Genomic DNA, 26,940 nt, shown 5'->3' with positions numbered 1-26,940 from the left:
ATACTCGATAAAGTAGCTTTTTCGAGATTTTATTTTGCTTCTTTAGCGGAAACTCTAGAACAATTGCGCACTATTTTGGACCAGCGCAATTCCTCTTGCCGTGTGGCAGGGTGTGGAAGGGGCGCCATCGGACGCTGCCCAGGTGACACCGAAAATAAAAAGGGAGGCTCGCAGGCCTCCCTTTTCAACGGCTCCACCCCTTTACAGGCTGGAGATCCGGGCGTGTTGCTCGGCCAGCTTGCCCAGGGCCTGTTCGGCCTCGGCGAGTTTGGCGCGTTCTTTCTCGATGACTTCGGCCGGGGCCTTGTCGACGAATGCGGCATTCGACAGCTTGCCGCCGACGCGCTGTACTTCGCCTTGCAGGCGCTGGATTTCCTTGTCCAGTCGGGCCAGTTCGGCACCCTTGTCGATCAGCCCGGCCATCGGCACCAGCACTTCCATCTCGCCGACCAGGGCGGTGGCGGACAGCGGTGCCTCGTCGCCGGCAGCCAGCACGGTGATCGATTCGAGTTTTGCCAGCTTCTTCAGCAGGGTCTCGTTTTCCTTCAGACGACGCTGATCCTCGGTACCGGCGTTGTTCAGGAACAGTGCCAGTGGCTTGCCCGGGCCGATGTTCATTTCGGCGCGGATGTTGCGCACGCCGAGCATCAGGCCCTTGAGCCATTCGATATCGTCTTCGGCGGCTTGGTCGATGCGTGCTTCGTTCGCTACCGGCCAGGCTTGCAGCATGATGGTCTTGCCTTCGGCACCGACCAGCGGCGCCAGGCGCTGCCAGATTTCTTCGGTGATGAACGGCATGAACGGATGCGCCAGGCGCAGGGCCACTTCCAGCACGCGTACCAGGGTGCGACGGGTGCCGCGCTGGCGTTCGACCGGCGCGTTTTCGTCCCACAGCACTGGCTTGGACAGTTCCAGGTACCAGTCGCAGTACTGGTTCCAGATGAACTCGTAGAGTGCCTGGGCGGCCAGGTCGAAGCGGAACTGGTCGAGCTGGCGGGTCACTTCGGCTTCGGTGCGTTGCAGTTGCGAGATGATCCAGCGATCGGCCAGCGACAGCTCGTAGGCCTCGCCGTTCTGGCCGCAATCCTCGCCCTTGTCCAGCACGTAGCGGGCGGCGTTCCAGATCTTGTTGCAGAAGTTGCGATAGCCTTCGACGCGGCCCATGTCGAACTTGATGTCGCGGCCGGTGGAGGCCAGCGAGCAGAAAGTGAAGCGCAGGGCGTCGGTGCCGTAGCTGGCGATACCTTCGGCGAACTCGGCGCGGGTCTGCTTCTCGATGGCTTTCTGCAGCTTGGGCTGCATCAGGCCGGTCGTGCGCTTCTGTACCAGTGCTTCGAGTTCGATGCCGTCGATGATGTCCAGCGGGTCGAGGACGTTGCCCTTGGACTTGGACATTTTCTGGCCCTGGCCGTCACGCACCAGGCCATGGACGTAGACTGTCTTGAACGGAACCTGCGGCGTGCCGTCCTCATTCTTCACCAGGTGCATGGTCAGCATGATCATCCGGGCGACCCAGAAGAAAATGATGTCGAAACCGGTCACCAGCACGTCGGTCGGGTGGAAGGTCTTGAGGAAGTCGGTCTGCTCCGGCCAGCCCAGGGTGGAGAAAGTCCACAGGCCCGAGCTGAACCAGGTGTCGAGTACGTCGTTGTCCTGTTGCAGGGTTACGTCTGCGCCGAGTTTGTGCTTGGCACGCACTTCGGCTTCGTCGCGACCGACATAGACCTTGCCGGACTCGTCGTACCAGGCCGGAATGCGATGTCCCCACCACAACTGGCGGCTGATGCACCAGTCCTGGATATCACGCATCCAGGAGAAGTACATGTTTTCGTACTGCTTGGGCACGAAGGCAATGCGGCCGTCTTCCACGGCAGCGATGGCCGGTTCGGCCAGCGGTTTGGTCGACACATACCATTGGTCGGTCAGCCACGGCTCGATGATGGTGCCGGAGCGGTCGCCCTTCGGTACTTTCAGCGCGTGGTCATCGACGCTGACCAAAAGGCCTGCGGCGTCGAAATCGGCGACGATCTGCTTGCGCGCCTCGAAACGGTCGAGGCCGGCGTATTGGGCCGGGATCTTGCCGTCGATGCTGTCGTTCAGCGTACCGTCGAGGTTGAACACCTGACAGGCCGGCAGGACGCTGGCGTTCTTGTCGAAGATGTTCAGCAGCGGCAGGTTGTGGCGTTTGCCGACCTCATAGTCGTTGAAGTCGTGGGCTGGGGTGATCTTCACGCAGCCGGTGCCGAACTCGGGATCGCAGTAATCGTCGGCGATGATCGGGATGCGGCGGCCAACCAGCGGCAGCTCGACGAACTGGCCGATCAGGGCCTTGTAGCGCTCGTCGTTCGGGTTCACCGCGACGGCGGAGTCGCCGAGCATGGTTTCCGGGCGAGTGGTCGCGACGATCAGGTGATCCAGGCCTTCGGCGGTCTTGGCGCCGTCCGCCAGCGGGTAGCGCAGGTTCCACAGGAAACCCTTCTCGTCGTGGTTTTCCACTTCGAGATCGGAAATCGCCGTGTGCAGTTTGGTGTCCCAGTTGACCAGGCGCTTGCCGCGGTAGATCAGGCCGTCTTCATGCAGGCGCACGAAGGCTTCCTTGACCGCTTCGGACAGGCCGTCATCCATGGTGAAACGCTCGCGGCTCCAGTCCACCGAAGAACCCAGGCGGCGGATCTGTCGGCTGATGTTGCCGCCGGACTGATCCTTCCACTCCCAGACCTTCTCCAGGAACTTCTCGCGACCCAGGTCGTGCCGGTTCTGGCCCTGGGCTTCGAGTTGGCGCTCCACCAGCATCTGGGTGGCGATACCCGCGTGGTCGGTGCCCGGCTGCCACAGGGTGTTGCGGCCCTGCATGCGGCGGAAACGGATCAGGGCGTCCATGATCGCGTTGTTGAAGCCGTGACCCATGTGCAGGCTGCCGGTGACGTTCGGCGGCGGGATCATGATGGTGTAGGCGTCACCCGCGCCTTGCGGAGCGAAGTAGTTCTCGGACTCCCAGGTCTGGTACCAGGAAGTTTCAATCGCGTGTGGCTGGTAGGTCTTATCCATGCGCGGCGGGACCCTTAGGCATTAATTCAGGAAAGCCGACAAGTATAACGGGGATATGGCGCGGGGCGTAGAGCGAGGTGAGGGGTGGCGGCAAAATAGGCCCGCCAATGCAGCGCATACATTGTTGGAGCAGGCGGGCGGCGATCCGACTTGCCCGCGAAGCTTCTGGCGATCTCGCGGGCCTCTTCGCTGGCAAGCCAGGCTCCTGCAAGGACCGCGTAGGTCCAGGTGGACGGGCTGTCAGGACGGATACTGGCTGAGCAGACGCTCCATCCGGGCATCCAGGCGGCGCTTGATCTCGGTTTCGATATGCGGCGCGAAGTCGTCGATCACATCCTGCATGATCAGTTGCGCGGCAGCACGCAGCTCGCTGTCCAGGTGCAGCAGGGCGTCCTGGTTCTTGTTGCGCACAGGTTCGACAGCAGGGGCGGTCGTCACGGGTTCGGGCGTCGGTTCGGGCTTGATTTCCACCGGCGTGCTGACCTTGGGCGTGACTGCTACCGGGGGCTCGGCCTGAACTTCGGTCTTGGCCTTGCCGCCCACCATGTCGAACAGCAGTGGAATCTGCACTTCAGGAGTAACGGTTTCGGTCAGCAGGGGCGGTTGCAGGGTTTCATCACCCAGCAGCTTGCGGATCGACTCAAGCTCGTCCAGCAGGGGCGCAGCTTTTTGTGGTTGTTTGGGAGTGTCCATCGGGGTGCTCAAAGTCGCTGTAGACGGTGATCTTGCAGAGGATAGCCCTGTTCGCGGTAGAAGCGGAAACTCTCCCGTGCCGCCTGGCGGATGCTCGGGTCTTCCACCACGACTTCCGCTATGCGGGCAAATCGCGAGGCAAACGGCGGAACCCGCTGGTCGAGGTTGACCAGCAGGTCCTGATGCGTTCCGGGATCGTCGCCCAGGCCCAGCACCACGCTGCCCTCCGGTTCACTTTCGGCCGGGCCGTGGGGCACGAAGCTCTCGCCCTTGAAGCGCCAGAGGCGGGCATCGAGCTCCTCGCGCTGGTCGGCATCGCTGCAGTGCAGGTAGATCCGGTGGCCCAGGCGCCAGGCCTTTTCGGTCAATTTGCAGGCGAAATCCAGGCGCGCGAGGGGATCGGCGCTGGGAAGAATATAGAAGTCGACTTGGGTCATGGGGAATTCCGCAGGCCAGGCGGCGGCATTGAGGGTCGCCGCCCGGCAGGCTCAGGCTCAGGCCTTGGCACGGTCCAGCAGGTATTGGGTCAGCAGGGGGACCGGACGACCGGTGGCGCCCTTGTCCTTGCCACCGCTGATCCAGGCGGTGCCGGCGATGTCCAGGTGTGCCCAGTTGAGGTTTTTGGTGAAGCGCGACAGGAAGCAGGCCGCAGTGATGGTGCCGGCCTTCGGCCCGCCGATGTTGGCGATGTCGGCGAATGGGCTGTCCAACTGTTCCTGGTACTCGTCGAACAGCGGCAGTTGCCAGGCGCGGTCATCGGCCTGGCGGCCGGCACTCAGCAGTTGCTCGATCAGTTCGTCGTTGTTGCCCAAAAGGCCCGAGGTGTGCGAGCCGAGGGCGACGATGCAGGCTCCGGTCAGGGTGGCGATGTCAATCACGGCCTGCGGTTTGAAACGCTCGGCGTAGGTCAGTGCATCGCACAGCACCAGGCGGCCTTCGGCGTCGGTGTTGAGGATTTCCACGGTCTGGCCGCTGAGGGTGGTGACGATGTCGCCCGGACGGGTCGCGCCGCCGCTTGGCATGTTCTCGGCACACGCCAGGATGCACACCAGGTTGATCGGCAACTGGAGTTCCAGCACGGCCTTGAGCGTACCGAAGACGCTGGCGGCGCCGCCCATGTCGAACTTCATTTCATCCATGCCGGCACCGGGCTTGAGGCTGATGCCGCCGGTGTCGAAGGTGATGCCCTTGCCGACCAGGGCGAACGGCTTCTCGGATTTCTTGCCGCCGTTGTATTGCATGACGATCAGGCGGGGTGGCTGGTCGCTGCCCTGGCCGACGGCATAGAACGAGCCCATGCCCATTTCCTTGATCTTCTTCTCGTCGAAGATCTCCACCTTCAGGCCCTTGTGGGTCTTGCCCAGGGTCTTGGCCTGTTCGGCGAGGTAGCTTGGATGGCAGACGTTCGGTGGCGCGTTGCCCAGGTCGCGGGTGAAGGCCATGCCGCTGGCGATTGCCTTGGCGTGGGTCACGGCGCGTTCGACTTCAGCCTGAGCCGCCTTGATGGTGACCAGGGTGATTTTCTTCAGGGCGCGCGGCTCTGCTTTCTGGCTCTTGTAGGCGTCGAAGGTGTATTCGCCATCAAGCAGGCTTTCCGCCAGCAGGCGGGTCTTGCCATAGCTGTCACGGCCCTTGACCACTACTTCGTCGAGTGCGAGCACGGCGTCGCTGCCGCCCAGGCCCTTGAGAGTGCCGAGAATGCTGGCGGCGATCTTGCGCAGTGGCCGGTCGCCCAGTTCGGCGTCCTTGCCTACGCCCACCAGCAGCACGCGTTCGGCTTTCAGGTTCGGCAGGCTTTGCAGCAGCAGGCTCTGGCCGACCTTGCCGGCGAGGTCGCCGCGCTTGAGGATGGCAGCAATGGCGCCGCCAGTCAGTTCGTCGATCTTCTGCGCGACCGCGCCGAGCTTGCGACCTTCGCCGACGGCGACTACCAGGGTGGCGGTCTTCAACGTTTCCGGGCTAACGCTTTTTACAACCAATTCCATGTCTGGGTCCTTGAATAAAGGTCAGTGGGGGCGCAGCGAGGCTCTGCGCCGGGCGGCTTGTCAACACGGTGGCGCGCAAGCGGCAAAGGCCGCAGTGTGAACCTCGCCGACCGCTGCTGACAACCCTGTGTTGCAGCTTTGCGTGCGTGGTTGAGCGTGCGCAGTGACAGGGGCGATCAATCACAGGATAATGCGCCATCCTTTCGGGTGGCTCGCAGTGCAGGCCGCCCTGTTTGCTTGTTCGGCCGCCTTAGCCCGACAACCCTGGAGTGTCTGGTTTGATTGTCTTTCGTTATCTGTCTCGCGAAGTCCTGGTTACATTGAGTGCCGTCAGCGCCGTCCTGCTGGTAATCACCATGAGCGGGCGCTTCGTCAAATTCCTCGCCCAGGCCGCCTCGGGTGCCCTGGATCCGGGTTCTTTGTTCCTGATCATGGGTTTTCGCCTGCCTGGCTTCCTGCAACTGATCCTGCCACTGGGGCTGTTCCTCGGCATCCTGCTGGCGTATGGCCGGTTGTACCTGGAAAGTGAAATGACCGTGTTGTCCGCCACGGGCATGAGCCAGCAGCGCCTGCTTGGCATGACCATGGCGCCCGCATTGCTGGTGGCACTGCTGGTGGCCTGGTTGAGCCTGGCCCTGGCGCCACAGGGTGCCTATCAGTTCCAGCTGGTGCTGAACCGGCAGGATGCCCTGACCGAGTTCGATACCCTGGAGCCGGGGCGCTTCCAGGCGTTGAACGACGGCTCGCGGATCACCTATACCGAAAAGCTTTCCGATGATCGTTCCCAGTTGGGTGGGGTGTTCATTTCGGAAAAGCGCTTGGGTCAGGACAAGAAGGATCGGGGTATTTCGGTGCTTGTCGCCGATCATGGCCGTCTTGAAGTCAAACCGGACGGTAACCGCTACCTGATCCTGGAGGATGGCTATCGTTATGACGGCAGCCCGGGACAGGCGGACTACCGGGCGATCAAGTACGACACCTATGGCGTACAGATGGAAAAACCGGAAATCAGCAACGAAGTGACCGACCGCGATGCGCTGGCCACCCACGACCTGTGGGGCAGCAGTGAACTCAAGTCGATTGCCGAGCTGCAATGGCGTCTGTCGTTGCCGTTGCTGGTATTCATCGTGACCCTGATGGCGGTACCGCTGTCGCGGGTCAATCCACGCCAGGGGCGCTTCCTCAAGCTGCTGCCGGCGATCCTGCTGTATATGGCCTACCTGACCATGCTGATCTCGGCCCGCGGTGCTCTTGAAAAGGGCAAACTGTCGCCGGCGCTCGGACTGTGGTGGGTGCATGTGCTGTTCCTGGCGATCGGCCTGGGACTGCTGTATTGGGAACCGTTGCGTTTGAAGCTGGCGAGTCGCCGCGACATGAAGGAGATGGCTCGTGGTTAAGCTCGATCGCTACATTGGCAGCGCCGTATTCATGGCGATCCTGGCTGTACTGGGGATCATTCTCGGCCTGGCCTCGCTGTTTGCCTTCATCGACGAGATGGGCAGTGTCAGCGATACCTACACCTGGGGCGATATCCTCAGCTTCGTGCTGCTGACGGCGCCCCGACGCGTCTATGACATGCTGCCGATGGCCGCGCTGATCGGTTGCCTGATCGGCCTTGGCAGTCTGGCCAGCAACAGCGAGCTGACCATCATGCGTGCCGCAGGGGTGTCCGTCGGGCGTATCGTCTGGGCGGTCATGAAACCCATGCTGGTACTGATGCTCGTCGGCGTACTAGTCGGCGAGTACGTGGCGCCGGTCACGGAAAGCAAGGCCCAGGCTGATCGTGCGCTGGCCCAGGGTTCGGGCGATGCGCAGAGTTCCAGGCATGGCCTGTGGCACCGTCAGGGTGACGAGTTCATCCATATCAACGCCGTGCAGCCCAATGGCCTGCTCTACGGGGTGACTCGCTACCAGTTCGACGACCAGCGGCGCCTGCAATCCTCGAGCTTCGCCAAGTTGGCGCGTTTCGACGAGGATCACTGGAATCTGACGGATGTCACCACCACCTATTTCCGTGGCGATCACACTGAAGTCATCAATGCGCCGCAGGAAACCTGGGCGGTGTCCTTGAAACCGAACCTGCTGAGTACCGTGGTGATGGTGCCCGAGTCTCTGTCGATCAGCGGCCTGTGGGGGTACATCCACTACCTGGCGGATCAGGGCTTGGCCAACGGTCGTTATTGGCTGGCGTTCTGGGTCAAGATCCTGCAGCCGCTGGTCACTGCAGCGCTGGTGCTGATGGCGATTTCGTTCATCTTCGGGCCGCTGCGTTCGGTGACCCTTGGTCAGCGGGTGTTCACCGGGGTATTGGTCGGTTTCACCTTCCGCATTGCCCAGGACCTGCTCGGGCCGTCGAGCCTGGTGTTCGGTTTCTCGCCGCTGTTGGCGGTGCTGGTGCCGGCGGGGATCTGCGCCATTGCCGGACTCTGGCTGTTGCGGCGCGCCGGATAGAAGGCTTGCACCCATCGGGATAGCCCGAAAAGAAGCCTCTGCCGACCAGCAGGGGCTTTTTTGTGCCTGTCGTCCTGCCGGTTGACGTGACGCCTTGGCTGCGCATCAGGTACAATTCCCGGCTATTTTTCGGCGGGCAGTCTGCCTGCAACCTTTTTGAGTGTTGACCCGTGAGTGATTTGAGTCATATCCGCAATTTCTCCATCATCGCCCACATTGACCATGGCAAGTCGACTCTGGCCGATCGCTTCATCCAGATCTGCGGCGGCCTGGCCGAACGCGAGATGGAAGCGCAGGTGCTGGATTCCATGGACCTCGAGCGCGAGCGCGGGATCACCATCAAGGCCCACAGCGTTACCCTGTATTACAAGGCTAAAGACGGCGTCACCTATCAGCTGAACTTCATCGATACCCCGGGCCACGTGGACTTCACCTATGAAGTCAGCCGTTCCCTGGCGGCCTGTGAAGGTGCGCTGCTGGTGGTCGACGCCGGTCAGGGCGTCGAAGCCCAGTCCGTGGCCAACTGCTACACGGCGATCGAGCAGGGCCTGGAGGTCATGCCGGTTCTGAACAAGATCGACCTGCCGCAGGCCGAGCCGGAGCGGGTGAAGGAAGAGATCGAGAAGATCATCGGTATCGATGCCACCGACGCCGTCACGTGCAGCGCCAAGACCGGCCAGGGTGTCGAAGACGTGCTCGAACGCCTGGTGACCACCATTCCGGCGCCAACCGGCAATATCGAAGATCCGCTGCAGGCGTTGATCATCGACTCCTGGTTCGACAACTACCTGGGCGTCGTGTCCCTGGTGCGTGTGCGTCACGGCCGGGTGAAGAAGGGCGACAAGATTCTGGTCAAGTCCACCGGCAAGATCCACCTGGTGGACAGCGTCGGTGTATTCAACCCGAAACACACTGCCACCGTTGACCTGAAGGCGGGCGAAGTAGGCTTCATCATCGCCGGTATCAAGGACATTCACGGGGCGCCGGTCGGTGACACCCTGACCTTGAGTTCGACCCCTGATGTCGACGTGCTGCCGGGCTTCAAGCGTATCCAGCCGCAGGTTTATGCCGGTCTGTTCCCGGTCAGCTCCGACGACTTCGAGGATTTCCGCGAAGCCTTGCAGAAGCTGACCCTCAACGACTCCTCGCTGCAGTACACCCCGGAAAGCTCCGACGCCCTGGGCTTCGGTTTCCGTTGCGGCTTCCTCGGCATGCTGCACATGGAGATCATCCAGGAGCGCCTGGAGCGCGAATACGACCTGGACCTGATCACCACCGCACCGACGGTAATCTTCGAGCTCAAGCTCAAGAACGGTGAAACCATTTACGTCGACAACCCGTCAAAGTTGCCGGATCTGTCCGCTATCGAAGACATGCGCGAACCGATCGTAAGGGCGAATATCCTTGTGCCTCAGGAGCACCTGGGTAACGTCATTACGTTGTGTATCGAGAAGCGTGGCGTCCAGTACGACATGTTGTTCCTCGGCTCGCAGGTACAAGTGACCTACGACCTGCCGATGAATGAAGTGGTTCTGGACTTCTTTGACCGCCTCAAGTCCACCAGTCGCGGCTATGCTTCGCTGGACTATCATTTCGATCGTTATCAGTCGGCCAACCTGGTCAAGCTGGACGTGATGATCAATGGTGAGAAGGTCGATGCCCTGGCGTTGATCGTGCATCGGGATAACGCGCACTACAAAGGTCGTGCGTTGACCGAGAAGATGAAAGAACTGATTCCTCGTCAGATGTTCGACGTTGCCATCCAGGCCGCCATCGGTGGTCAGATCGTGGCGCGGACAACCGTCAAGGCGCTCAGAAAGAACGTACTGGCCAAATGCTACGGTGGTGACGTGAGCCGTAAGCGCAAGCTGTTGGAAAAGCAGAAAGCCGGTAAGAAACGCATGAAGCAAGTAGGTAACGTGGAAGTTCCACAGGAAGCCTTCCTTGCAGTGCTCAGGTTGGATAGTTAGGTCCTATGTCACTAAATTTCCCGCTGTTGCTGGTCATTGCCGTCGCTGTCTGCGGTCTGTTGGCGCTGCTCGATCTGGTCTTTCTGGCGCCACGTCGACGTGCGGCGATCTCTTCCTACCAGGGCAGCGTCGCGCAGCCTGACGTGGCCGTGGTCGAGAAACTGAACAAAGAGCCTTTGCTGGTCGAATACGGCAAATCCTTTTTTCCGGTGCTGTTCATTGTGCTGGTGCTGCGTTCGTTTCTGGTCGAGCCGTTTCAGATTCCGTCCGGGTCGATGAAACCGACCCTGGATGTCGGCGACTTCATCCTGGTGAACAAGTTTTCCTACGGGATCCGTCTGCCGGTGATCGACAAGAAAGTGATCCCGGTGGGTGATCCGCAGCGCGGCGATGTCATGGTGTTTCGCTATCCCAGTGATCCGAACGTCAACTACATCAAGCGTGTAGTCGGGCTGCCAGGTGATGTGGTGCGTTACACCAGTGACAAGAAACTGTTCGTCAACGGTGAGCCGGTAGCCGAGCAGTTGGTCGGTAACGAACCCGGCATGCTGGGCAGTGCCGAACTCTATAAAGAGAAGCTGGGCGCCGCCGAGCACCTGATCCGCAAGGAAATGGGGCGTTATCGCGCGCCGCCTGATCATGAGTGGAAAGTGCCAGCAGGCCACTACTTCATGATGGGCGACAACCGCGACAACTCCAACGACAGTCGCTACTGGGACGATCCCAACATTCCCAAGGATCTGCTGGGCATGGTTCCCGATGAGAATATCGTCGGCAAGGCCTTCGCGGTCTGGATGAGCTGGCCCGATCCCAAGTTCAGCCGCCTGCCGAATTTCTCGCGGGTCGGTCTGATCAAGTAACCCAAACGGCGCTGTTGAATACAGCGCCGAATGTTTTTCAGGTACTTGAAGACGATGAGAACGACTATGCGCCATGCGGGCTCCCAGAAAGGCCTGTCGTTTTTCGGCTGGTTGCTGACCCTGGCGCTGATTGCCTTTGCCAGCAGCACGGCATTCAAACTGGTGCCGTTTTACCTCGACTACATGTCGATGAAGAAAATCATCATGTCGGTCGAAACCGACAGGGCGGCGGACGTCACCACCGTCAACGACTTTTACTCCCATGTTGCCCGTGGCATGCAGGTCAACAGTATTCAGGATGTGGATTTGAACAAAGCGTTAAGCGTCACGGTGGAGGGCAGCCGATTTCATGCCCATCTGAAATACGAGCAGCGCGTTGCGCTGATCCAGAATATCGATCTGGTGGTTAAGTTCGACCACGAATTCAGCGTGGGTAAACCGTGAGCCTGTCCCTGAACCGTCTCGAGCGCAAGCTCGGCCATACCTTCAAGGATCAGGAGCTGATGCTCCTGGCCCTGACACACCGCAGCTTCGCCGGGCGCAACAACGAGCGTCTGGAGTTCCTTGGCGATGCGATTCTCAACTTCGTGGCTGGCGAGGCGCTGTTCGAGCGTTTTCCACAGGCCCGCGAAGGCCAGTTGTCGCGTTTGCGCGCACGCCTGGTAAAGGGTGAAACACTGGCCGTGCTGGCCCGTGGTTTCGAACTGGGCGACTACTTGCGCCTGGGCTCCGGAGAACTCAAGAGCGGTGGTTTTCGCCGTGAGTCGATCCTGGCCGATGCCCTGGAGGCGCTGATTGGCGCGATCTATCTGGACGCGGGCATCGACGTGGCGCGCGAACGCGTGCTGGACTGGCTGACCTCGGAGTTCGACAGCCTGACGCTGGTCGACACCAACAAGGACCCCAAGACCCGCCTGCAGGAATTTCTGCAATCGCGGGCATGCGAACTGCCGCGTTACGAGGTGGTGGATATCCAGGGCGAGCCGCATTGTCGGACGTTCTTCGTCGAATGCGAAGTGGCCCTTTTGAACGAAAAAAGCCGTGGGCAGGGCGTCAGCCGTCGTATTGCCGAACAGGTAGCGGCTGCCGCAGCACTGATCGCCCTGGGCGTGGAGAATGGCAATGACTGATTCAACTGCAACACGCTGCGGCTATGTCGCCATCGTTGGCCGGCCGAACGTGGGCAAGTCCACGCTGCTGAACCATATTCTCGGGCAAAAGCTGGCGATCACCTCGCGCAAGCCGCAGACCACCCGCCACAACATGCTCGGGATCAAGACCGAAGGCGCGGTCCAGGCGATCTACGTCGACACCCCGGGTATGCACAAGAGCAACGAAAAGGCGCTGAACCGCTACATGAACAAGACTGCTTCGGCGGCGTTGAAAGACGTCGACGTGGTGATCTTCGTCGTCGATCGTACCCGCTGGACCGATGAAGACCAGTTGGTCCTGGAGCGTATCCAGTACGTCGAGGGACCGGTGATCGTTGCCCTGAACAAGACTGACCGGATCGAGGACAAAGCCGAACTGATGCCGCACCTGAGCTGGTTGCAGGAGCAGTTGCCCAAAGCGCAGATCGTGCCGATCTCCGCGCAGCAGGGGCACAATCTCGATACCCTGGAAGGCCTGATCGCTCAACACCTGCCGGAAAACGAGCACTTCTTCCCGGAAGATCAGATCACCGACCGCAGCAGCCGCTTCCTCGCCGCCGAACTGGTGCGCGAGAAGATCATGCGCCAGTTGGGGGCGGAACTGCCTTACCAGATCACCGTGGAAATCGAAGAGTTCAAGCAGCAGGGGGCGACCTTGCACATTCATGCGCTGATCCTCGTCGAACGTGATGGCCAGAAGAAGATCATCATTGGTGACAAGGGCGAGCGTATCAAGCGCATCGGCAGCGAGGCTCGCAAGGATATGGAGCTGCTGTTCGATTCGAAGGTCATGCTCAACCTGTGGGTCAAGGTGAAGGGCGGTTGGTCCGATGACGAGCGCGCCTTGCGTTCGCTGGGTTACGGCGACCTGTAGGGTCTGAGGATGTTGTCGCGGGTGTGCAGGGCAGCTGCGGGCCCAGCCCGCTCGCCACAGTGAGTCGCTGACTCACCACCACTTGTATCCTCCAGAGACATTCACAGACCGATGTCCACCCACCCGCCTCCCGGCCAGCCGGCCTACGTCCTGCACTCCCGCGCCTATCGCGAAAACAGCGCCCTGGTGGATTTCATTACCCCCCAAGGTCGTCTGCGCGCGGTGTTGCGCAGTGCGCGGGGCAAGGCCGGCACCCTGGCGCGGCCGTTCGTGCCCTTGGAAGTCGAGTTCCGTGGTCGTAGCGAACTGAAGAATGTCGGCCGCATGGAGAGCGCCGGCGTGGCGGCCTGGCTGGTCGGGGATGCGCTGTTCAGCGGTCTTTACCTCAATGAGCTGCTGATTCGCCTGCTGCCCGCCGAAGACCCGCACCCGGTGTTGTTCGAGCATTACGCCCTGACCTTGCTGGCCCTGGCCGAAGGCCGTCCGCTGGAGCCGCTGTTGCGCTCGTTCGAGTGGCGGCTGCTGGACGATCTCGGCTATGGCTTTGCCTTGAACGCGGATATCCATGGCGAACCGCTGGCGGCAGACGGGATGTATCGACTTCAGGTCGACGCCGGCCTGGAGCGGGTCTATCTGTTGCAACCCGGGTTGTTCCAGGGGCACGAACTGCTGGCGATGGCCGAGACCGACTGGAGTGCAGTGGGAGCCCTGTCGGCTGCCAAGCGGCTGATGCGCCAGGCCCTTGCCGTACATCTGGGTGGCAAGCCGCTGGTCAGTCGCGAGTTGTTCCGCAAGCCCTGAGCGGGCAGGGCGGTTCGCTGAAATTGATCGATGCAACTGAACGTGCAAGCCCATGTCCCGTGTATGCTGTGGGCCGAATCTTCAACTCTTCAGGAGCCTTTTCGTGAGCACCAGCACCCGCATTCTTCTTGGCGTGAATATCGACCATGTGGCTACTCTGCGTCAGGCTCGGGGCACCCGTTACCCTGATCCGGTCAAGGCCGCGCTGGACGCCGAGGAGGCTGGGGCCGATGGCATCACCGTGCACTTGCGTGAAGATCGCCGACACATCCAGGAGCGCGATGTGCTGTTGCTCAAGGACGTGCTGCAGACCCGCATGAACTTCGAAATGGGCGTGACCGAAGAGATGATGGCGTTCGCCGAGCGCATTCGTCCGGCCCATATCTGTCTGGTGCCGGAAACCCGTCAGGAACTCACCACCGAAGGTGGCCTGGATGTGGCTGGGCAGATCGATCGAATCCAGGCAGCGGTGGAGCGATTGAGCCGGATGGGCAGTGAGGTGTCGTTGTTCATCGATGCCGATGAGCGGCAGATCGCGGCCGCCAGGCAGGTCGGTGCGCCGGCGATCGAGCTGCATACCGGGCGTTATGCCGATGCCGAAACGCCGGCCGAGGTGGCTGAAGAACTGAAACGTATCGCCGATGGCGTGGCGTTTGGCGTGGCCCAGGGGCTGGTCGTCAATGCCGGGCATGGCCTGCATTACCACAACGTCGAGGCGGTGGCGGCGATTGCCGGGATCAACGAGCTGAACATCGGTCACGCGCTGGTGGCTCATGCGTTGTTCGTCGGTTTCAAGGGCGCCGTGGCGGAAATGAAGGCCCTGATCCTGGCGGCTGCGGCCAAGGCCTGAGGTCCTGTAGGCGCCGGCTTGCTGGCGATTGCGGACGCGTCTTTGTCGTCTGACGCACCAGCATCGCCAGCAATCCGGCGCCCACGCCTATCTCTGGTGGGTATCGGATTGATCCGCGAATAGGCTGGCTCAGAGCTGTGACGGTTGCTCGGTGGGTTTGGTCTTGTCGACGCCGGGGATGTGCAGTACACCTTCGGCGACCTGGCTGCCCTCGAGCTGCGGCTGAGTCACCCAGGTGAGAATGTCGTAGTAGCGGCGGATGTTGGCGACGAAATGCACCGGCTCGCCACCTCGGGCATAGCCATAGCGGGTCTTGCGGTACCACTGCTTCTGCGACAGGCGCGGCAGCATCTTTTTCACGTCCAGCCACTTGTTCGGGTTCAGTCCCTCGTTTTCGGCGAGCCTGCGTGCATCGTCAAGGTGGCCGCTGCCAACGTTGTAGGCGGCCAGTGCGAACCAGGTCCGATCCGGTTCCTCGATCTTGTCGTCGAGCTGATCTTTCATGGATGCCAGGTACTTGGCGCCGCCGAGGATGCTCTGTCGGGCATCCAGGCGGTTGGACACGCCCATGGCCTGGGCGGTGTTCTGGGTCAGCATCATCAGACCACGCACGCCGGTCTTGGAGGTGACGTCCGGCTGCCACAGCGATTCCTGGTAGCCAATGGCGGCCAGCAGGCGCCAATCGATCTTTTCCTGCTTGGCTGCGGTCTGGAAGTGTTTCTCGTACTTGGGTAGCCGTTGTTGCAGGTGTTGGGCGAAGGTATAGGCGCCGACATAACCGAGAACATCGACGTGCCCGTAGTAGCGATCCTTCAGGCGTTGCAGGGTGCCATTCTTCTGCACCTTGTCGAGGTAGGCGTTGATCTCGTTGAGCAGGCTGTTGTCTTCCCCGGGCGCCACGGCCCAGCGCTGGTCACGGGCATCGCCGAGGTCGAAGGCGACTCGCACGTTGGGGAAGTAGACCTGGTTCATTGCCACTTCGTTGGAATCCACCAGCGTCAGGTCGATCTGCCCCTCATCGACCATGCGCAGTAGGTCGACGACTTCGAAAGCGTCGGACTCTTCGTATTCTATTGCCGGATTCTGCTTTTTCAGTTCAGCCAGCTGTTCGGCGTGGGTGCTGCCTTTCAATACTGTTATGCGTTTGCCTACCAAGTCCGCCGGAGTGGTGGGGCGCGGCTGGCCGTTGCGGTAGATGACCTGTGGGGTGACTTCCAGGTAGGGGTGGGAAAAACGCGCCTGCTGCTTGCGCTCGTCGCTGCCGACCAGGCCGGCTGCTGCCAGGACCGGGCCGTTGGGTTTGCCCAGTTGGCTGAACAGGTCGTCGAGGTTGTCCGCTGTTTCGATCTCGAGCTTGACTCCCAGGTCATCGGCAAAGCGCTTGACCAGTTCGTATTCGAAGCCGGTTTCGCCGTTGCGGTCCTGGAAATAGGTGGCCGGACTGTTGCGGGTGATCACGCGCAGTACGCCGTCCTCCTTTACGCGCTCAAGCGTGCTGGGTTTTTCAACACAGGCACCGAGCATCAGGAAGAGTCCGGTTGCGATGAGCCACTTGGCACAGCGCGGGCGGAAAGCAGTTCGAGAAAACATTTGCGCAGTATACGCAAAGGACCTCGGCCGCCATATCTCGACAGATGGGTGCCGGTCTGCTAGCGAATCCGCCGCAAGGCTGGAGGCCGCAGGAATGGGGCTGTGCGATGGGCCGACAGCGCAAAAATAACCGTCCTGAATGGCTTTGATGCCTATTAATAATAAGCAGCGCTGTCCAAGGCGACACCTGGCCTGAGTCGAGGATGCCGTTTCGGGTGCCGACGCGGGCGGTTTAGGCTAGAATGCACGGCCTCAAAGCACACCCCCTTCCCGAGGCTGTCCCGAAGATGTTGATCCTGCGCGGTGCTCCTGCCCTTTCCGCCTTTCGCCACGGCAAACTTCTCGAGCAACTGAGCCAGAAAGTTCCGGCTGTCAGTGGCCTGTATGCCGAGTTCGCCCACTTCGCCGAAGTGACTGGCGTCCTGACCGGCGACGAACAGCAAGTGCTGGCCCGTCTTCTGAAATACGGCCCGAGTGTGCCGGTTCAGGAGCCTACCGGTCGTCTGTTTCTGGTGTTGCCGCGTTTCGGCACCATTTCGCCCTGGTCGAGCAAGGCCAGCGACATCGCCCGCAATTGCGGCCTGGGGAAAATCCAGCGGCTGGAGCGCGGTATCGCGTTCTACGTGGCCGGCCAATTCAGCGAGGCCGAGGCCGAACTGGTCAGCGCCGTCCTGCATGACCGCATGACCCAGATCGTCCTTGGCAGCCTGGAGCAGGCTGCGGGTCTGTTCAGCCACGCCGAGCCCAAGCCGCTGACTGCGGTGGATATCCTGGGTGGTGGTCGCGCCGCGCTGGAAAAAGCCAACGTCGAACTGGGCCTAGCCCTGGCCGACGACGAAGTCGACTACCTGGTGACGGCGTTCACCGGCCTTGCGCGCAACCCGCATGACATCGAATTGATGATGTTTGCCCAGGCCAACTCCGAGCACTGCCGTCACAAGATCTTCAACGCCAGTTGGGATATCGACGGCGAAAGCCAGGAAAAAAGCCTGTTCGGCATGATCAAGAACACCTACCAGATGCACAGCGAAGGCGTGTTGTCGGCTTACAAGGACAACGCTTCGGTGATCGTTGGTAACGTGGCCGGCCGTTTCTTCCCGGATCCCGAGACCCGCCAGTACGGCGCGGTGCAAGAGCCGGTGCACATCCTGATGAAGGTCGAGACTCACAACCACCCGACCGCGATCGCGCCGTTCCCTGGCGCCTCGACCGGTTCCGGTGGCGAGATCCGCGACGAGGGTGCCACCGGTCGCGGCGCCAAGCCGAAGGCCGGCCTGACCGGTTTCACCGTGTCCAACCTGCAGATCCCCGGTTTCGAGCAGCCTTGGGAAGTGCCTTACGGCAAGCCCGAGCGCATCGTCAACGCCCTGGACATCATGATCGAAGGCCCGCTGGGCGGCGCCGCGTTCAACAACGAATTCGGTCGCCCGGCCCTGACCGGCTACTTCCGGACTTTCGAGCAGTCCATCAGCACCCCGCACGGTGAAGAAGTGCGCGGTTACCACAAGCCGATCATGCTCGCCGGCGGTATGGGTAACATCCGTGCCGAACACGTGCAGAAAGGCGAAATTACCGTCGGTTCCAAGCTGATCGTACTGGGTGGCCCGGCGATGCTGATTGGCCTGGGTGGTGGTGCGGCCTCGTCGATGGCGACCGGTACCAGCTCGGCTGACCTCGACTTCGCTTCGGTACAGCGCGAAAACCCGGAAATGGAGCGTCGTTGCCAGGAAGTGATCGACCGCTGCTGGCAGTTGGGCGACAAGAACCCGATCAGCTTCATTCACGACGTCGGTGCGGGTGGCCTGTCCAACGCCTTCCCGGAGCTGGTCAACGATGGCGAGCGTGGCGGTCGCTTCGAACTGCGTAACGTTCCCAACGACGAGCCGGGCATGGCCCCGCACGAAATCTGGAGCAACGAATCCCAGGAGCGCTACGTGCTGGCGGTCGATGCGGCCGACTTCGAGCGTTTCAAGGCGATCTGCGAACGTGAGCGTTGCCCGTTTGCCGTGGTGGGCGAGGCCACTGCCGAACCGCAACTGACCGTGACCGACAGCCACTTCGGCAACAGCCCGGTAGACATGCCTCTCGAAGTCCTGCTGGGCAAACCGCCGCGCATGCACCGTTCGGTCAAGCGCGAGGCTGAGCTGGGCGACGATTTCGACCCGAGCGGCCTGCCTCTCCCCGAGAGCATCGAGCGCGTCCTGCACCACCCGGCCGTGGCCAGCAAGAGCTTCCTGATCACCATCGGTGACCGCTCCATCACCGGCCTGGTCGCCCGCGACCAGATGGTCGGCCCGTGGCAGGTCCCGGTCGCCGACGTGGCCGTCACCGCCACCAGCTTCGACGTCTACACGGGTGAAGCCATGGCCATGGGCGAGCGCACTCCGCTGGCCCTGCTGGATGCCCCGGCATCCGGCCGCATGGCGATCGGCGAGACCCTGACCAACCTGGCCGCCTCGCGCATCGGCAAGATTTCCGACATCAAACTGTCGGCCAACTGGATGTCCGCTGCCGGTCACCCGGGTGAAGATGCGCGTCTGTACGACACCGTGAAAGCGGTCGGCATGGAACTGTGCCCTGAGCTGGGCATTACCATTCCGGTGGGCAAGGACTCCATGTCCATGGCCACCCGTTGGAAAGACGAAGGCGTCGACAAGAGCGTGACCTCGCCGCTGTCGCTGATCGTGACCGGCTTCGCGCCCGTTACCGACATCCGCCAGACTCTGACCCCAGAGCTGCGCATGGACAAGGGCATCACCGACCTGATCCTGATCGACCTGGGTCGTGGTCAGAACCGCATGGGGGCGTCGATTCTCGCCCAGGTGCACGGCAAGCTCGGCAAGCAGGCACCGGACGTCGATGACGCCGAAGACCTCAAGGCTTTCTTCGCGGTGATCCAGGGCCTCAACGCCGACGGTCACCTGCTGGCCTACCACGACCGTTCCGATGGTGGCCTGCTGGTCAGCGCCGTGGAAATGGCCTTCGCCGGTCACTGCGGCCTGAGCCTGAACCTCGATGGCCTGGCGGAAACCGCTGCGGATATCTCGGCCATCCTGTTCAACGAGGAACTGGGTGCGGTGATCCAGGTGCGTCAGGACGACACTGCCGAAGTGCTGGCGCAATTCAGCGCCGCCGGCCTGGGCGATTGCGTCTCGGTGATCGGCCAGCCGTTGAACAATGGCGATATCAGCATCAGCTTCAACGGTGAAGCCGTGTTCACCGGCGAGCGTCGTCTGCTGCAGCGCCAGTGGGCTGAAACCAGCTACCGCATTCAGCGTCTGCGCGACAACGCCAACTGCGCCGACCAGGAATTCGATGTCCTGCTGGACGAAGGCAACCCGGGCCTGAGCTACAAGACCAGCTTCGACGTGAACGAAGACGTGGCCGCACCGTACATCAAGAAGGGCATTCGTCCACAGGTGGCGGTACTGCGCGAGCAAGGCGTCAACGGCCAGGTGGAAATGGCGGCGGCGTTCGACCGTGCCGGCTTCAGCGCCATCGACGTGCACATGAGCGATATCCTCGCCGGTCGTGTCGACCTGAACGAGTTCAAGGGGTTGGTCGCCTGCGGCGGCTTCTCCTACGGTGACGTCCTGGGCGCCGGCGAAGGCTGGGCCAAATCGGCCCTGTTCAACAGCCGTGCCCGCGATGCCTTCCAGGGCTTCTTCGAGCGCAACGACAGCTTCACCCTCGGTGTGTGCAACGGTTGCCAGATGATGTCCAACCTGCACGAACTGATTCCGGGCAGCGATTTCTGGCCGCACTTCGTCCGCAACCGCTCCGAGCAGTTCGAAGCGCGCGTGGCGATGGTGCAGATCCAGGAGTCGAACTCGATCTTCCTGCAGGGCATGGCCGGTTCGCGCATGCCGATCGCTATCGCCCACGGTGAAGGTTATGCCGAGTTCGAAAGCGAGGAAGCGCTGCTGCAAGCCGATCTGTCGGGTTGCGTGGCCATGCGTTATGTCGACAACCACGGCAAGGTCACCGAAACCTATCCGGCCAACCCGAACGGCTCGCCGCGCGGTATCACCGGCCTGACCAGCCGCGACGGTCGCGTCATGATCATGATGCCGCACCCTGAGCGGGTCTTCCGTGCCGTACAGAACTCCTGGCGTTCGGACGACTGGAGCGAAGATGCACCGTGGATGCGCATGTTCCGTAACGCCCGCGTCTGGGTGAACTAAGCGCGGTATGTACAAGCTCGCTTTCTTCGTTCCGCCCAGCCATGTGGAACAGGTCAAAAGTGCCGTATTCGCCGCCGGTGGCGGGCGAATCGGCACCTATGACCACTGTGCATGGCAGGTGCTGGGCCAGGGTCAGTTTCGCCCGCTGGACGGCAGCCAGCCGTTCCTCGGGCAGACCGGCGTGGTCGAGCAGGTGGAGGAGTGGAAGGTCGAGCTGGTGGTGGAGGATGCCCTGATCGCAAGCGTGGTCGGGGCTCTCAAACACAGCCACCCCTATGAAACGCCCGCTTACGAGGTCTGGCGTCTCGCGGACTACTGATTTCCCTTCTTCTGCCTGGCCTTCCATTGGGCCCGGTGTCCTTGTCTAGCCTTTCGACGCATCACCAGCCCTTGCTTCAGGGGCGAATCTCTACCAGCGTGCCATCCTTGACCAGGCTCCAGACTTCACGCATGTCGACGTTGCGCATGCCAATGCAGCCGTCGGTCCAGTCCAGGGTGTGCAGCCACTGTTCCGGGTAGTCCTCGGAGTCCGGGGTGCCATGGATCATGATCATGCTGCCGGGGTTGACGCCTTCACGGCGGGCACGGGCGGCATCGCTGATGTTGGGGTAGGAGATGTGCATCGACAGGTTGAACTTGTCGCTGGTCTTGCGCCAGTCGATCCAGTAGAAACCCTCCGGCGTGCGGCGGTCACCCTCGATCAACTTGGGCCCCCTGGGGTTGCGGCCAAGGGAAATCCGGTAGGTCTTCAGCGGCTTGCCGTCGTTGATCAATTGCAGTTGGTGGGCGGACTTGAGCACCAGAACTTTCTCGATGACCCGACCCTGCAGCGGGTCGGCGGCGGTGGCCTGGGACAGCGTGGCAAACGACAGGCAGAACACAGCGAACAACCAACGCATTGAAACGATATCCCTGAAAGTGGCAGAGCGGCTTATTGTGGTTCGACGGCTTTCGGCACCATCGGCGGCACGGCTTCGCTGCGCACCGGGAATTGCTGGCTCGGGCGATCGGCGAAGAAGCATTCTAAGGTACGCCCGACAGTCCTGAAAGCCAGCTCTGACCAGGGGATCTCATGTTCCTCGAACAACCGTACTTCCAGGCTTTCGGCACCGGCGGAAAAATCCAGGTCGGCCAGGTCGGCGCGATAGAACACGTGGACCTGATTGATGTGCGGTACATCGATCAGGGCATAGATGTTCAGGTTGTCCACCCGGGCGCAGGCTTCTTCCAAGGTCTCCCGGCGCGCGGCTTCCTCTACGGTTTCGCCGTTTTCCATGAACCCCGCCGGCAGGGTCCAATACCCCAGCCGTGGCTCGATGGCTCGTCGGCACAGCAATACCCGGGTTCCCCAGACCGGCAGGCAGCCGGCGACGATATTGGGGTTTTGGTAATGAATGGTCTGACAGTGATCGCAGACAAAGCGCAGGCGCGTGTCGCCCTCGGGGATACGTTGACTGACCGGTTTACCGCACTGGCTGCAGAACTTCATGCTGGATTCTCTGAGTGGCCGTCTATCTTCGCGTGCCCGGTCGGCTGTCGGCAAGTTGTGTGTTCGCGAAACCACCGAGGGGTTGGGCGCTCCGACGGTTTGGTGCATGATGGACGGTAAGTCAGACATCGAGATCAGCCATGCAGGATGAGCTAATTCGACGTGTAAGAGAGCATACCCCGCGCCCTTTGGAGACTGACCGACGTTTTCCTGAAGCGGCGGTGTTGGTGCCGATCACGCGCCATGAGGAGCCGGAACTGGTGTTGACGTTGCGTGCCAGCGGCCTTTCGACTCATGGTGGCGAGGTGGCGTTTCCTGGCGGGCGGCGTGATCCGGAAGACCCGGACCTGGCCTTCACCGCGCTGCGCGAAGCCGAGGAGGAAATCGGCCTGGCGCCCGGCCTGGTGGAAATCATCGGTCCGCTCAGTCCATTGATTTCCCTGCATGGAATCAAGGTCACGCCTTATGTCGGAGTGGTCCCGGACTTCGTCGACTACCGCGCCAACGACGCCGAAATCGCCGCAGTATTCAATGTGCCGCTGGAGTTCTTCCGCCAGGATCCACGTGAGCATACACATCGGATCGACTACCAGGGGCGCAGTTGGTACGTACCCAGTTACCGTTACGGCGAATTCAAGATCTGGGGGCTGACGGCGATCATGATCGTCGAGTTGATCAATCTCTTGTATGACGCCAAGATCAGCCTGCACAAACCGCCCGAGCGGTTCATCAATATCTGAAACCAGGCCATCGTCAGTAGGGCGCTGCATCCCGAACCGTGAGGACTACCGCATGAAATACCGTCTGGGCGACTTTCGCGTCGAAACCCATCCGCAGAGCTGGGTAGCACCCAACGCCGTCCTGGTTGGCAAGGTCAAGCTGGAGGAGGGCGCCAGCGTCTGGTTCAACGCCGTGCTGCGCGGTGACAACGAACTGATCCTGATCGGCCGCAACAGCAATGTGCAGGACGGTACGGTGATGCACACCGACATGGGCTATCCATTGACTCTCGGTACCGGCGTGACCATCGGTCACAACGCCATGCTGCATGGTTGCACTGTCGGCGACTACAGCCTGATCGGTATCAACGCAGTGATTCTCAACGGGGCGAAAATCGGCAAGCACTGCATCATCGGCGCCAATTCGCTGATCGGCGAAAACAAGGAAATTCCTGATGGTTCGCTGGTGATGGGCTCGCCGGGCAAGGTGGTGCGGGAGTTGACCGAGCAGCAGAAGAAGATGCTCGAAGCCAGTGCGGCGCACTACGTGCACAACTCGCAACGTTATGCCCGTGATCTGCAGGAAGACCACGAATGAGTACGGTTGAACGTCCGGTGGCCTCTCCCTGCGTGAGTATCTGTGCGCTGGATGAGCAGGATATCTGCACCGGCTGCCAGCGCACGGCTGGGGAAATCAGCCGCTGGGGGCGGATGGATAACGCCGAGCGGCGCGATGTGCTGGGGCGTTGCCATGAGCGGGCCAAGGCGGCCGGGCTGCTGTGGACAGTGGCCCAACCGGCTGCCTCCTGAGCCATTGACTGAGGGCCGCTGGCCCTGCGTCCCCCTCTACAGTACCCTGTGCGGCTATATCGACAAGTAGTCCTGCAGCCATGCTCTTTCTCATTGCCTACATCGCCAGTGTCGTGCTGATCAACTTCGCGTTTTCCAGCGCACCGCACCTGGACATCATCTGGTCGGCCTGGGGTGGCTTGGTGTTCGTGCTGCGCGACATGGTGCAAACCCGCTTCGGCCATGGCGCCATCGTTGCCATGCTGGTCGCGCTGCTGCTGTCCTACGTCACTTCCGATCCGGCCATTGCCCTGGCCAGCGCCACTGCCTTTGCCGTGTCCGAATGCATCGACTGGCTGGTGTTTACCGTCACCCGGCGGCCGCTGCATGACCGCCTGTGGATCAGTTCGGCGCTGAGTATCCCGCTGGACACCTTCATTTTCTTCGGCCTGATCGGTGCGCTGACTCCCGCTGTGATCCTGACGGCGCTGGGCTCCAAGTTCGCCGGGGTCACTGTGGTCTGGCTGGCGATGGCCTGGCGCCAACGTAACACCGTTCATCAGAACGGATAGCCCCAGCGGGCACAGGCCATACAGGCGAATCGCCGCAGTTCATGTAAAATGCCTGCCTTTCTTCCCTGCAGGCGCCCGGTGAGCGGGTGCCTTCGATGATCCGCTTCCCCGAGGACCTGAAATGACCCGTATCGGAACTCCACTGTCGCCGACTGCGACTCGCGTATTGCTCTGTGGCTGTGGTGAATTGGGCAAGGAAGTGGTGATCGAGTTGCAACGCCTGGGGGCCGAAGTGATCGCGGTCGACCGTTATGCGAACGCGCCGGCCATGCAGGTCGCCCACCGCAGCCACGTGATCAACATGCTCGACGGTGCTGCCCTGCGGGCGGTGATCGAGGCCGAGAAGCCGCATTTTATCGTGCCGGAAATCGAAGCCATTGCCACCGCCACCCTGGTGGAGCTGGAGAGCGAAGGTTTCACCGTGGTGCCGACCGCCCGCGCCGCGCAACTGACCATGAACCGCGAAGGCATCCGTCGCCTGGCCGCCGAAGAGCTGAAGCTGCCGACCTCGCCTTACCATTTCGCCGACACCTTTGAAGACTACAGCAAGGCCGTCGAGGATCTCGGCTTCCCCTGCGTGGTCAAGCCGGTGATGAGTTCCTCGGGCAAGGGCCAGAGCCTGCTGCGTAGCGTCGATGACGTTCAGAAGGCCTGGGACTATGCCCAGGAGGGCGGACGTGCCGGCAAGGGCCGGGTGATCGTCGAGGGCTTCATCGATTTCGACTACGAAATCACCCTGCTGACCGTGCGCCACATCGGCGGTACCACGTTCTGCGCGCCGGTCGGTCACCGCCAGGAGAAGGGCGACTACCAGGAGTCCTGGCAGCCGCAGGCCATGAGCCCGTTGGCCCTGGCCGAATCGGAACGGGTCGCCAAGGCGGTCACCGAGGCTCTGGGCGGGCGCGGCATGTTCGGTGTCGAGCTGTTCATCAAGGGTGACCAGGTGTGGTTCAGCGAAGTTTCGCCGCGTCCGCACGATACCGGCATGGTCACCATGATTTCCCAGGACCTGTCGCAGTTCGCCTTGCATGCACGGGCGATCCTCGGCTTGCCAATCCCATTGATCCGTCAGTTCGGCCCATCGGCCTCGGCGGTGATCCTGGTGGAAGGCCAGTCGACCCAGACCGCTTTCGCCAACCTCGGCGCAGCCCTGAGCGAGCCGGATACCGCTTTGCGCCTGTTCGGCAAGCCGGAAGTCAACGGCCAGCGCCGCATGGGTGTGGCCCTGGCGCGTGACGAATCGATCGAAGCGGCGCGGGCCAAGGCGACCCGTGCGGCCCAGGCGGTCGTCGTAGAGCTGTAAAACCGCGTCGCCTTATTCGCGTCGCCCCGACAAGCCCGCTCCCCAAAAGTCCGAGTACAATTCGGTGATTGGACTGCCCCCAAGAAGTTGGACACTAATCCAACCCTTGGGGGGGCAGTCCACATTGTGGGAGCCGGCTTGCTGGCGAACCGCCAAAGGCGGCCATCCCCCCCACGGTTATCAGCCGACCTTGTCCAAATCGCTGTCGCGCGTTTCCTTCAGGCACAGTACGGCAATCAGGCTCAGCAGCGCCGCTGCCGACACATACCCGCCGACCCAGCTCAAACCGCCCATCGTCACCAGCTTCTGGGCAAAGAACGGCGCCGCCGAGGCTCCGACGATGCCGCCCAGGTTATACGCCGCCGAAGCACCGGTATAACGCACGTGGGTGGGAAACAGCTCCGGCAGCAGTGCACCCATTGGTGCAAAGGTAATCCCCATCAAAAACAGCTCAAGGCTCAGGAACAGCGCCACGCCCCAGGTCGAGCCGTTGCCCAGCAGCGGCTCCATGGTGAACCCGGAAAGCAACGCCAGCACGGCGCCGATGATCAACACCGGCTTGCGCCCGAAGCGGTCGCTGGCCCACGCTGCCAGCGGTGTTGCGGCGGCCATGAACAGGACGGCGAAACACAGCAGGCCGAGAAAGGTCTCACGGCTGTAACCCAGGTTGGCGACGCCGTAGCTCAGGGAAAACACCGCCGAGATGTAGAACAGCGCGTAACACACCACCATGGCCACCGAGCCCAGCAGCACGGGCATCCAGTAGCGGCTGAACAGCTCGATCAGTGGCATCTTCACTCGTTCGTGACGGGCTACCGCGTTGGCGAAGATGGGGGTTTCCTCCAGCTTTAGGCGTACATACAAACCGACGATCACCAGCACGGCACTGAGCAGGAACGGAATCCGCCAGCCCCAGGAGCGGAACTGCTCGTCGCTGAGGCTCATGGCGAGGATCAGGAACAGGCCGTTGGCCGCCAGGAAACCGATCGAAGGCCCCAGTTGCGGAAACATGCCGAACCAGGCGCGCTTGCCTTCGGGGGCGTTCTCGGTCGCCAGCAGCGCCGCGCCACCCCATTCCCCGCCGAGTCCAAGGCCCTGGCCGAAGCGCAGCACGCAGAGCAGCACTGGCGCCCAGGCACCGATGCTGGCGTAACCGGGCAGTACGCCGATCAGCGTGGTGCACACGCCCATCAGCAGCAACGAGGCGACCAGCGTCGACTTGCGACCGATCCGGTCGCCGAAGTGACCGAACAGGATCGAGCCCAGTGGGCGGGCCAGAAAGGCAATACCGAAAGTCAGGAATGCCGACAGCATCTGTGCGGTGCTGTCGGTCTGGGGGAAGAACACCGGTCCGATCACCAGTGCGGCGGCGGTGGCGTAGACATAAAAGTCGTAGAACTCGATGGCGGTGCCGATGAAGCTGGCGGTCGCTACCCGGGCAGTGGAGTTCTGCGGTGTGGTCGAGCTGGCGTCATCGAAGGTGCTGCTGGAAGTCATTACGCGATTCCCTGAAAGTCTTGCTCGTAAGAATTATTAGTAGTGAACACCCAGGGATAAGGGCTTTTCCCGGGCCGGAAGGGGTTCTGTCCGGCGCGGGGGAGTTGCAACACG

Annotated in this window: 24 protein-coding genes; 16 read left to right on the top strand and 8 right to left on the bottom strand. The window is 61.7% G+C overall.

Annotated elements, in window-relative coordinates:
- Nucleotides 1–201: 201 nt before the first annotated feature.
- The 4 genes from BLU37_RS01660 to BLU37_RS01645 all read right to left on the bottom strand — a co-directional run bounded on the left by BLU37_RS01660 (nt 202) and on the right by BLU37_RS01645 (nt 5,726).
- Nucleotides 202–3,048: a valine--tRNA ligase gene (locus tag BLU37_RS01660; protein WP_090202042.1), complete on the bottom strand. Its 2,847-nt coding sequence runs from the start codon at nt 3,046–3,048 to the stop codon at nt 202–204.
- Nucleotides 3,049–3,288: 240 nt separating this feature from the next.
- Entirely contained in the window at nt 3,289–3,741 is a 453-nt protein-coding gene (locus BLU37_RS01655; RefSeq protein WP_090202041.1) for a DNA polymerase III subunit chi, read from the bottom strand.
- An 8-nt stretch (nt 3,742–3,749) separates the two neighbouring features.
- Nucleotides 3,750–4,178, bottom strand: a complete 429-nt coding sequence (locus BLU37_RS01650; RefSeq protein WP_029530406.1) for a DNA polymerase III subunit chi — start codon at nt 4,176–4,178, stop codon at nt 3,750–3,752.
- Nucleotides 4,179–4,235: 57 nt separating this feature from the next.
- Nucleotides 4,236–5,726, bottom strand: a complete 1,491-nt coding sequence (locus BLU37_RS01645; RefSeq protein ID WP_090202040.1) for a leucyl aminopeptidase — start codon at nt 5,724–5,726, stop codon at nt 4,236–4,238.
- Between the two features lie 278 nt (nt 5,727–6,004).
- Between BLU37_RS01645 and lptF the strand changes: the two genes are divergently transcribed.
- The 9 genes from lptF (at nt 6,005) to pdxJ (ending at nt 14,683) form a co-directional block, all read left to right on the top strand.
- Nucleotides 6,005–7,123: an LPS export ABC transporter permease LptF gene (gene lptF / locus BLU37_RS01640; protein WP_090202039.1), complete on the top strand. Its 1,119-nt coding sequence runs from the start codon at nt 6,005–6,007 to the stop codon at nt 7,121–7,123.
- Complete coding sequence (lptG, locus tag BLU37_RS01635; RefSeq protein WP_090202038.1) at nt 7,116–8,177, top strand: LPS export ABC transporter permease LptG; 1,062 nt, start codon at nt 7,116–7,118, stop codon at nt 8,175–8,177. The genes lptF and lptG overlap by 8 nt, the downstream gene beginning before the upstream one ends.
- Before the next feature lie 170 nt (nt 8,178–8,347).
- Complete coding sequence (gene lepA, locus BLU37_RS01630; RefSeq protein ID WP_090202037.1) at nt 8,348–10,147, top strand: translation elongation factor 4; 1,800 nt, start codon at nt 8,348–8,350, stop codon at nt 10,145–10,147.
- 5 nt (nt 10,148–10,152) lie between these two features.
- Entirely contained in the window at nt 10,153–11,007 is an 855-nt protein-coding gene (lepB, locus tag BLU37_RS01625; RefSeq protein ID WP_010444023.1) for a signal peptidase I, read from the top strand.
- Nucleotides 11,008–11,073: 66 nt separating this feature from the next.
- Nucleotides 11,074–11,451 carry a DUF4845 domain-containing protein gene (locus BLU37_RS01620; RefSeq protein ID WP_019360937.1) on the top strand — a complete coding sequence of 126 codons (378 nt, stop codon included), beginning with the start codon at nt 11,074–11,076 and terminating at the stop codon, nt 11,449–11,451.
- Nucleotides 11,448–12,137 carry a ribonuclease III gene (rnc, locus tag BLU37_RS01615; protein ID WP_010444026.1) on the top strand — a complete coding sequence of 230 codons (690 nt, stop codon included), beginning with the start codon at nt 11,448–11,450 and terminating at the stop codon, nt 12,135–12,137. Before BLU37_RS01620 ends, rnc begins: the two co-directional genes overlap by 4 nt.
- Entirely contained in the window at nt 12,130–13,032 is a 903-nt protein-coding gene (gene era / locus BLU37_RS01610; protein WP_090202036.1) for a GTPase Era, read from the top strand. The genes rnc and era overlap by 8 nt, the downstream gene beginning before the upstream one ends.
- Before the next feature lie 111 nt (nt 13,033–13,143).
- The gene (recO, locus tag BLU37_RS01605) at nt 13,144–13,833 is read left to right on the top strand and encodes a DNA repair protein RecO (RefSeq protein ID WP_090202035.1); all 690 of its coding nucleotides are present in this window, start codon (nt 13,144–13,146) and stop codon (nt 13,831–13,833) included.
- A gap of 103 nt (nt 13,834–13,936) precedes the next feature.
- On the top strand, nt 13,937–14,683 hold the full coding sequence (pdxJ, locus tag BLU37_RS01600; RefSeq protein WP_010444032.1) for a pyridoxine 5'-phosphate synthase: 747 nt from the start codon (nt 13,937–13,939) through the stop codon (nt 14,681–14,683).
- Nucleotides 14,684–14,812: 129 nt separating this feature from the next.
- Here the strand turns inward: pdxJ and mltF are convergent, their stop codons facing one another.
- Nucleotides 14,813–16,273: a membrane-bound lytic murein transglycosylase MltF gene (gene mltF, locus BLU37_RS01595; protein ID WP_010444033.1), complete on the bottom strand. Its 1,461-nt coding sequence runs from the start codon at nt 16,271–16,273 to the stop codon at nt 14,813–14,815.
- 287 nt (nt 16,274–16,560) lie between these two features.
- Between mltF and purL the strand changes: the two genes are divergently transcribed.
- Nucleotides 16,561–20,457: a phosphoribosylformylglycinamidine synthase gene (purL, locus tag BLU37_RS01590; RefSeq protein WP_090202033.1), complete on the top strand. Its 3,897-nt coding sequence runs from the start codon at nt 16,561–16,563 to the stop codon at nt 20,455–20,457.
- Nucleotides 20,458–20,464: 7 nt separating this feature from the next.
- On the top strand, nt 20,465–20,776 hold the full coding sequence (locus BLU37_RS01585; RefSeq protein WP_010444036.1) for a Nif3-like dinuclear metal center hexameric protein: 312 nt from the start codon (nt 20,465–20,467) through the stop codon (nt 20,774–20,776).
- 76 nt (nt 20,777–20,852) lie between these two features.
- Here the strand turns inward: BLU37_RS01585 and BLU37_RS01580 are convergent, their stop codons facing one another.
- On the bottom strand, nt 20,853–21,356 hold the full coding sequence (locus BLU37_RS01580) for a L,D-transpeptidase family protein (protein ID WP_010444037.1): 504 nt from the start codon (nt 21,354–21,356) through the stop codon (nt 20,853–20,855).
- Between the two features lie 32 nt (nt 21,357–21,388).
- Complete coding sequence (locus BLU37_RS01575; RefSeq protein WP_090202032.1) at nt 21,389–21,946, bottom strand: NUDIX hydrolase; 558 nt, start codon at nt 21,944–21,946, stop codon at nt 21,389–21,391.
- Between the two features lie 140 nt (nt 21,947–22,086).
- On the opposite strand from BLU37_RS01575, the gene BLU37_RS01570 reads away from it, so the two are divergent.
- The 5 genes from BLU37_RS01570 to purT all read left to right on the top strand — a co-directional run bounded on the left by BLU37_RS01570 (nt 22,087) and on the right by purT (nt 25,329).
- Complete coding sequence (locus BLU37_RS01570) at nt 22,087–22,686, top strand: CoA pyrophosphatase (protein WP_090202031.1); 600 nt, start codon at nt 22,087–22,089, stop codon at nt 22,684–22,686.
- A 52-nt stretch (nt 22,687–22,738) separates the two neighbouring features.
- The gene (locus tag BLU37_RS01565; RefSeq protein ID WP_010444043.1) at nt 22,739–23,263 is read left to right on the top strand and encodes a gamma carbonic anhydrase family protein; all 525 of its coding nucleotides are present in this window, start codon (nt 22,739–22,741) and stop codon (nt 23,261–23,263) included.
- Complete coding sequence (locus tag BLU37_RS01560; protein WP_090202030.1) at nt 23,260–23,475, top strand: DUF1289 domain-containing protein; 216 nt, start codon at nt 23,260–23,262, stop codon at nt 23,473–23,475. Before BLU37_RS01565 ends, BLU37_RS01560 begins: the two co-directional genes overlap by 4 nt.
- Before the next feature lie 80 nt (nt 23,476–23,555).
- The gene (locus tag BLU37_RS01555) at nt 23,556–24,026 is read left to right on the top strand and encodes a preQ0 transporter (protein ID WP_010444046.1); all 471 of its coding nucleotides are present in this window, start codon (nt 23,556–23,558) and stop codon (nt 24,024–24,026) included.
- Nucleotides 24,027–24,147: 121 nt separating this feature from the next.
- Entirely contained in the window at nt 24,148–25,329 is a 1,182-nt protein-coding gene (purT, locus tag BLU37_RS01550; RefSeq protein WP_010444048.1) for a formate-dependent phosphoribosylglycinamide formyltransferase, read from the top strand.
- A 180-nt stretch (nt 25,330–25,509) separates the two neighbouring features.
- Here the strand turns inward: purT and BLU37_RS01545 are convergent, their stop codons facing one another.
- Entirely contained in the window at nt 25,510–26,826 is a 1,317-nt protein-coding gene (locus BLU37_RS01545) for an MFS transporter (RefSeq protein ID WP_090202029.1), read from the bottom strand.
- Nucleotides 26,827–26,940: the final 114 nt, after the last annotated feature.

The organism is Pseudomonas asplenii, assembly GCF_900105475.1.
Lineage (GTDB): Bacteria > Pseudomonadota > Gammaproteobacteria > Pseudomonadales > Pseudomonadaceae > Aquipseudomonas > Aquipseudomonas asplenii.
The sequence above is the reverse complement of the archived record's forward strand: the minus strand, read 5'-3'. Positions and strand labels throughout refer to the sequence as shown.

Excerpts from the sequence above, each read along its gene's own strand:
- purT (WP_010444048.1), top strand. The coding sequence starts at position 24,148 with ATGACCCGTATCGGAACTCCACTGTCGCCGACTGCGACTCGCGTATTG.
- BLU37_RS01645 (WP_090202040.1), bottom strand. The coding sequence starts at position 5,726 with ATGGAATTGGTTGTAAAAAGCGTTAGCCCGGAAACGTTGAAGACCGCC.
- purL (WP_090202033.1), top strand. The coding sequence starts at position 16,561 with ATGTTGATCCTGCGCGGTGCTCCTGCCCTTTCCGCCTTTCGCCACGGC.
- BLU37_RS01620 (WP_019360937.1), top strand. The coding sequence starts at position 11,074 with ATGCGCCATGCGGGCTCCCAGAAAGGCCTGTCGTTTTTCGGCTGGTTG.
- recO (WP_090202035.1), top strand. The coding sequence starts at position 13,144 with ATGTCCACCCACCCGCCTCCCGGCCAGCCGGCCTACGTCCTGCACTCC.
- BLU37_RS01565 (WP_010444043.1), top strand. The coding sequence starts at position 22,739 with ATGAAATACCGTCTGGGCGACTTTCGCGTCGAAACCCATCCGCAGAGC.
- era (WP_090202036.1), top strand. The coding sequence starts at position 12,130 with ATGACTGATTCAACTGCAACACGCTGCGGCTATGTCGCCATCGTTGGC.
- BLU37_RS01650 (WP_029530406.1), bottom strand. The coding sequence starts at position 4,178 with ATGACCCAAGTCGACTTCTATATTCTTCCCAGCGCCGATCCCCTCGCG.
- BLU37_RS01660 (WP_090202042.1), bottom strand. The coding sequence starts at position 3,048 with ATGGATAAGACCTACCAGCCACACGCGATTGAAACTTCCTGGTACCAG.
- BLU37_RS01555 (WP_010444046.1), top strand. The coding sequence starts at position 23,556 with ATGCTCTTTCTCATTGCCTACATCGCCAGTGTCGTGCTGATCAACTTC.
- BLU37_RS01575 (WP_090202032.1), bottom strand. The coding sequence starts at position 21,946 with ATGAAGTTCTGCAGCCAGTGCGGTAAACCGGTCAGTCAACGTATCCCC.
- BLU37_RS01560 (WP_090202030.1), top strand. The coding sequence starts at position 23,260 with ATGAGTACGGTTGAACGTCCGGTGGCCTCTCCCTGCGTGAGTATCTGT.
- BLU37_RS01545 (WP_090202029.1), bottom strand. The coding sequence starts at position 26,826 with ATGACTTCCAGCAGCACCTTCGATGACGCCAGCTCGACCACACCGCAG.
- mltF (WP_010444033.1), bottom strand. The coding sequence starts at position 16,273 with ATGTTTTCTCGAACTGCTTTCCGCCCGCGCTGTGCCAAGTGGCTCATC.
- BLU37_RS01585 (WP_010444036.1), top strand. The coding sequence starts at position 20,465 with ATGTACAAGCTCGCTTTCTTCGTTCCGCCCAGCCATGTGGAACAGGTC.
- lepB (WP_010444023.1), top strand. The coding sequence starts at position 10,153 with ATGTCACTAAATTTCCCGCTGTTGCTGGTCATTGCCGTCGCTGTCTGC.
- BLU37_RS01655 (WP_090202041.1), bottom strand. The coding sequence starts at position 3,741 with ATGGACACTCCCAAACAACCACAAAAAGCTGCGCCCCTGCTGGACGAG.
- BLU37_RS01580 (WP_010444037.1), bottom strand. The coding sequence starts at position 21,356 with ATGCGTTGGTTGTTCGCTGTGTTCTGCCTGTCGTTTGCCACGCTGTCC.
- BLU37_RS01570 (WP_090202031.1), top strand. The coding sequence starts at position 22,087 with ATGCAGGATGAGCTAATTCGACGTGTAAGAGAGCATACCCCGCGCCCT.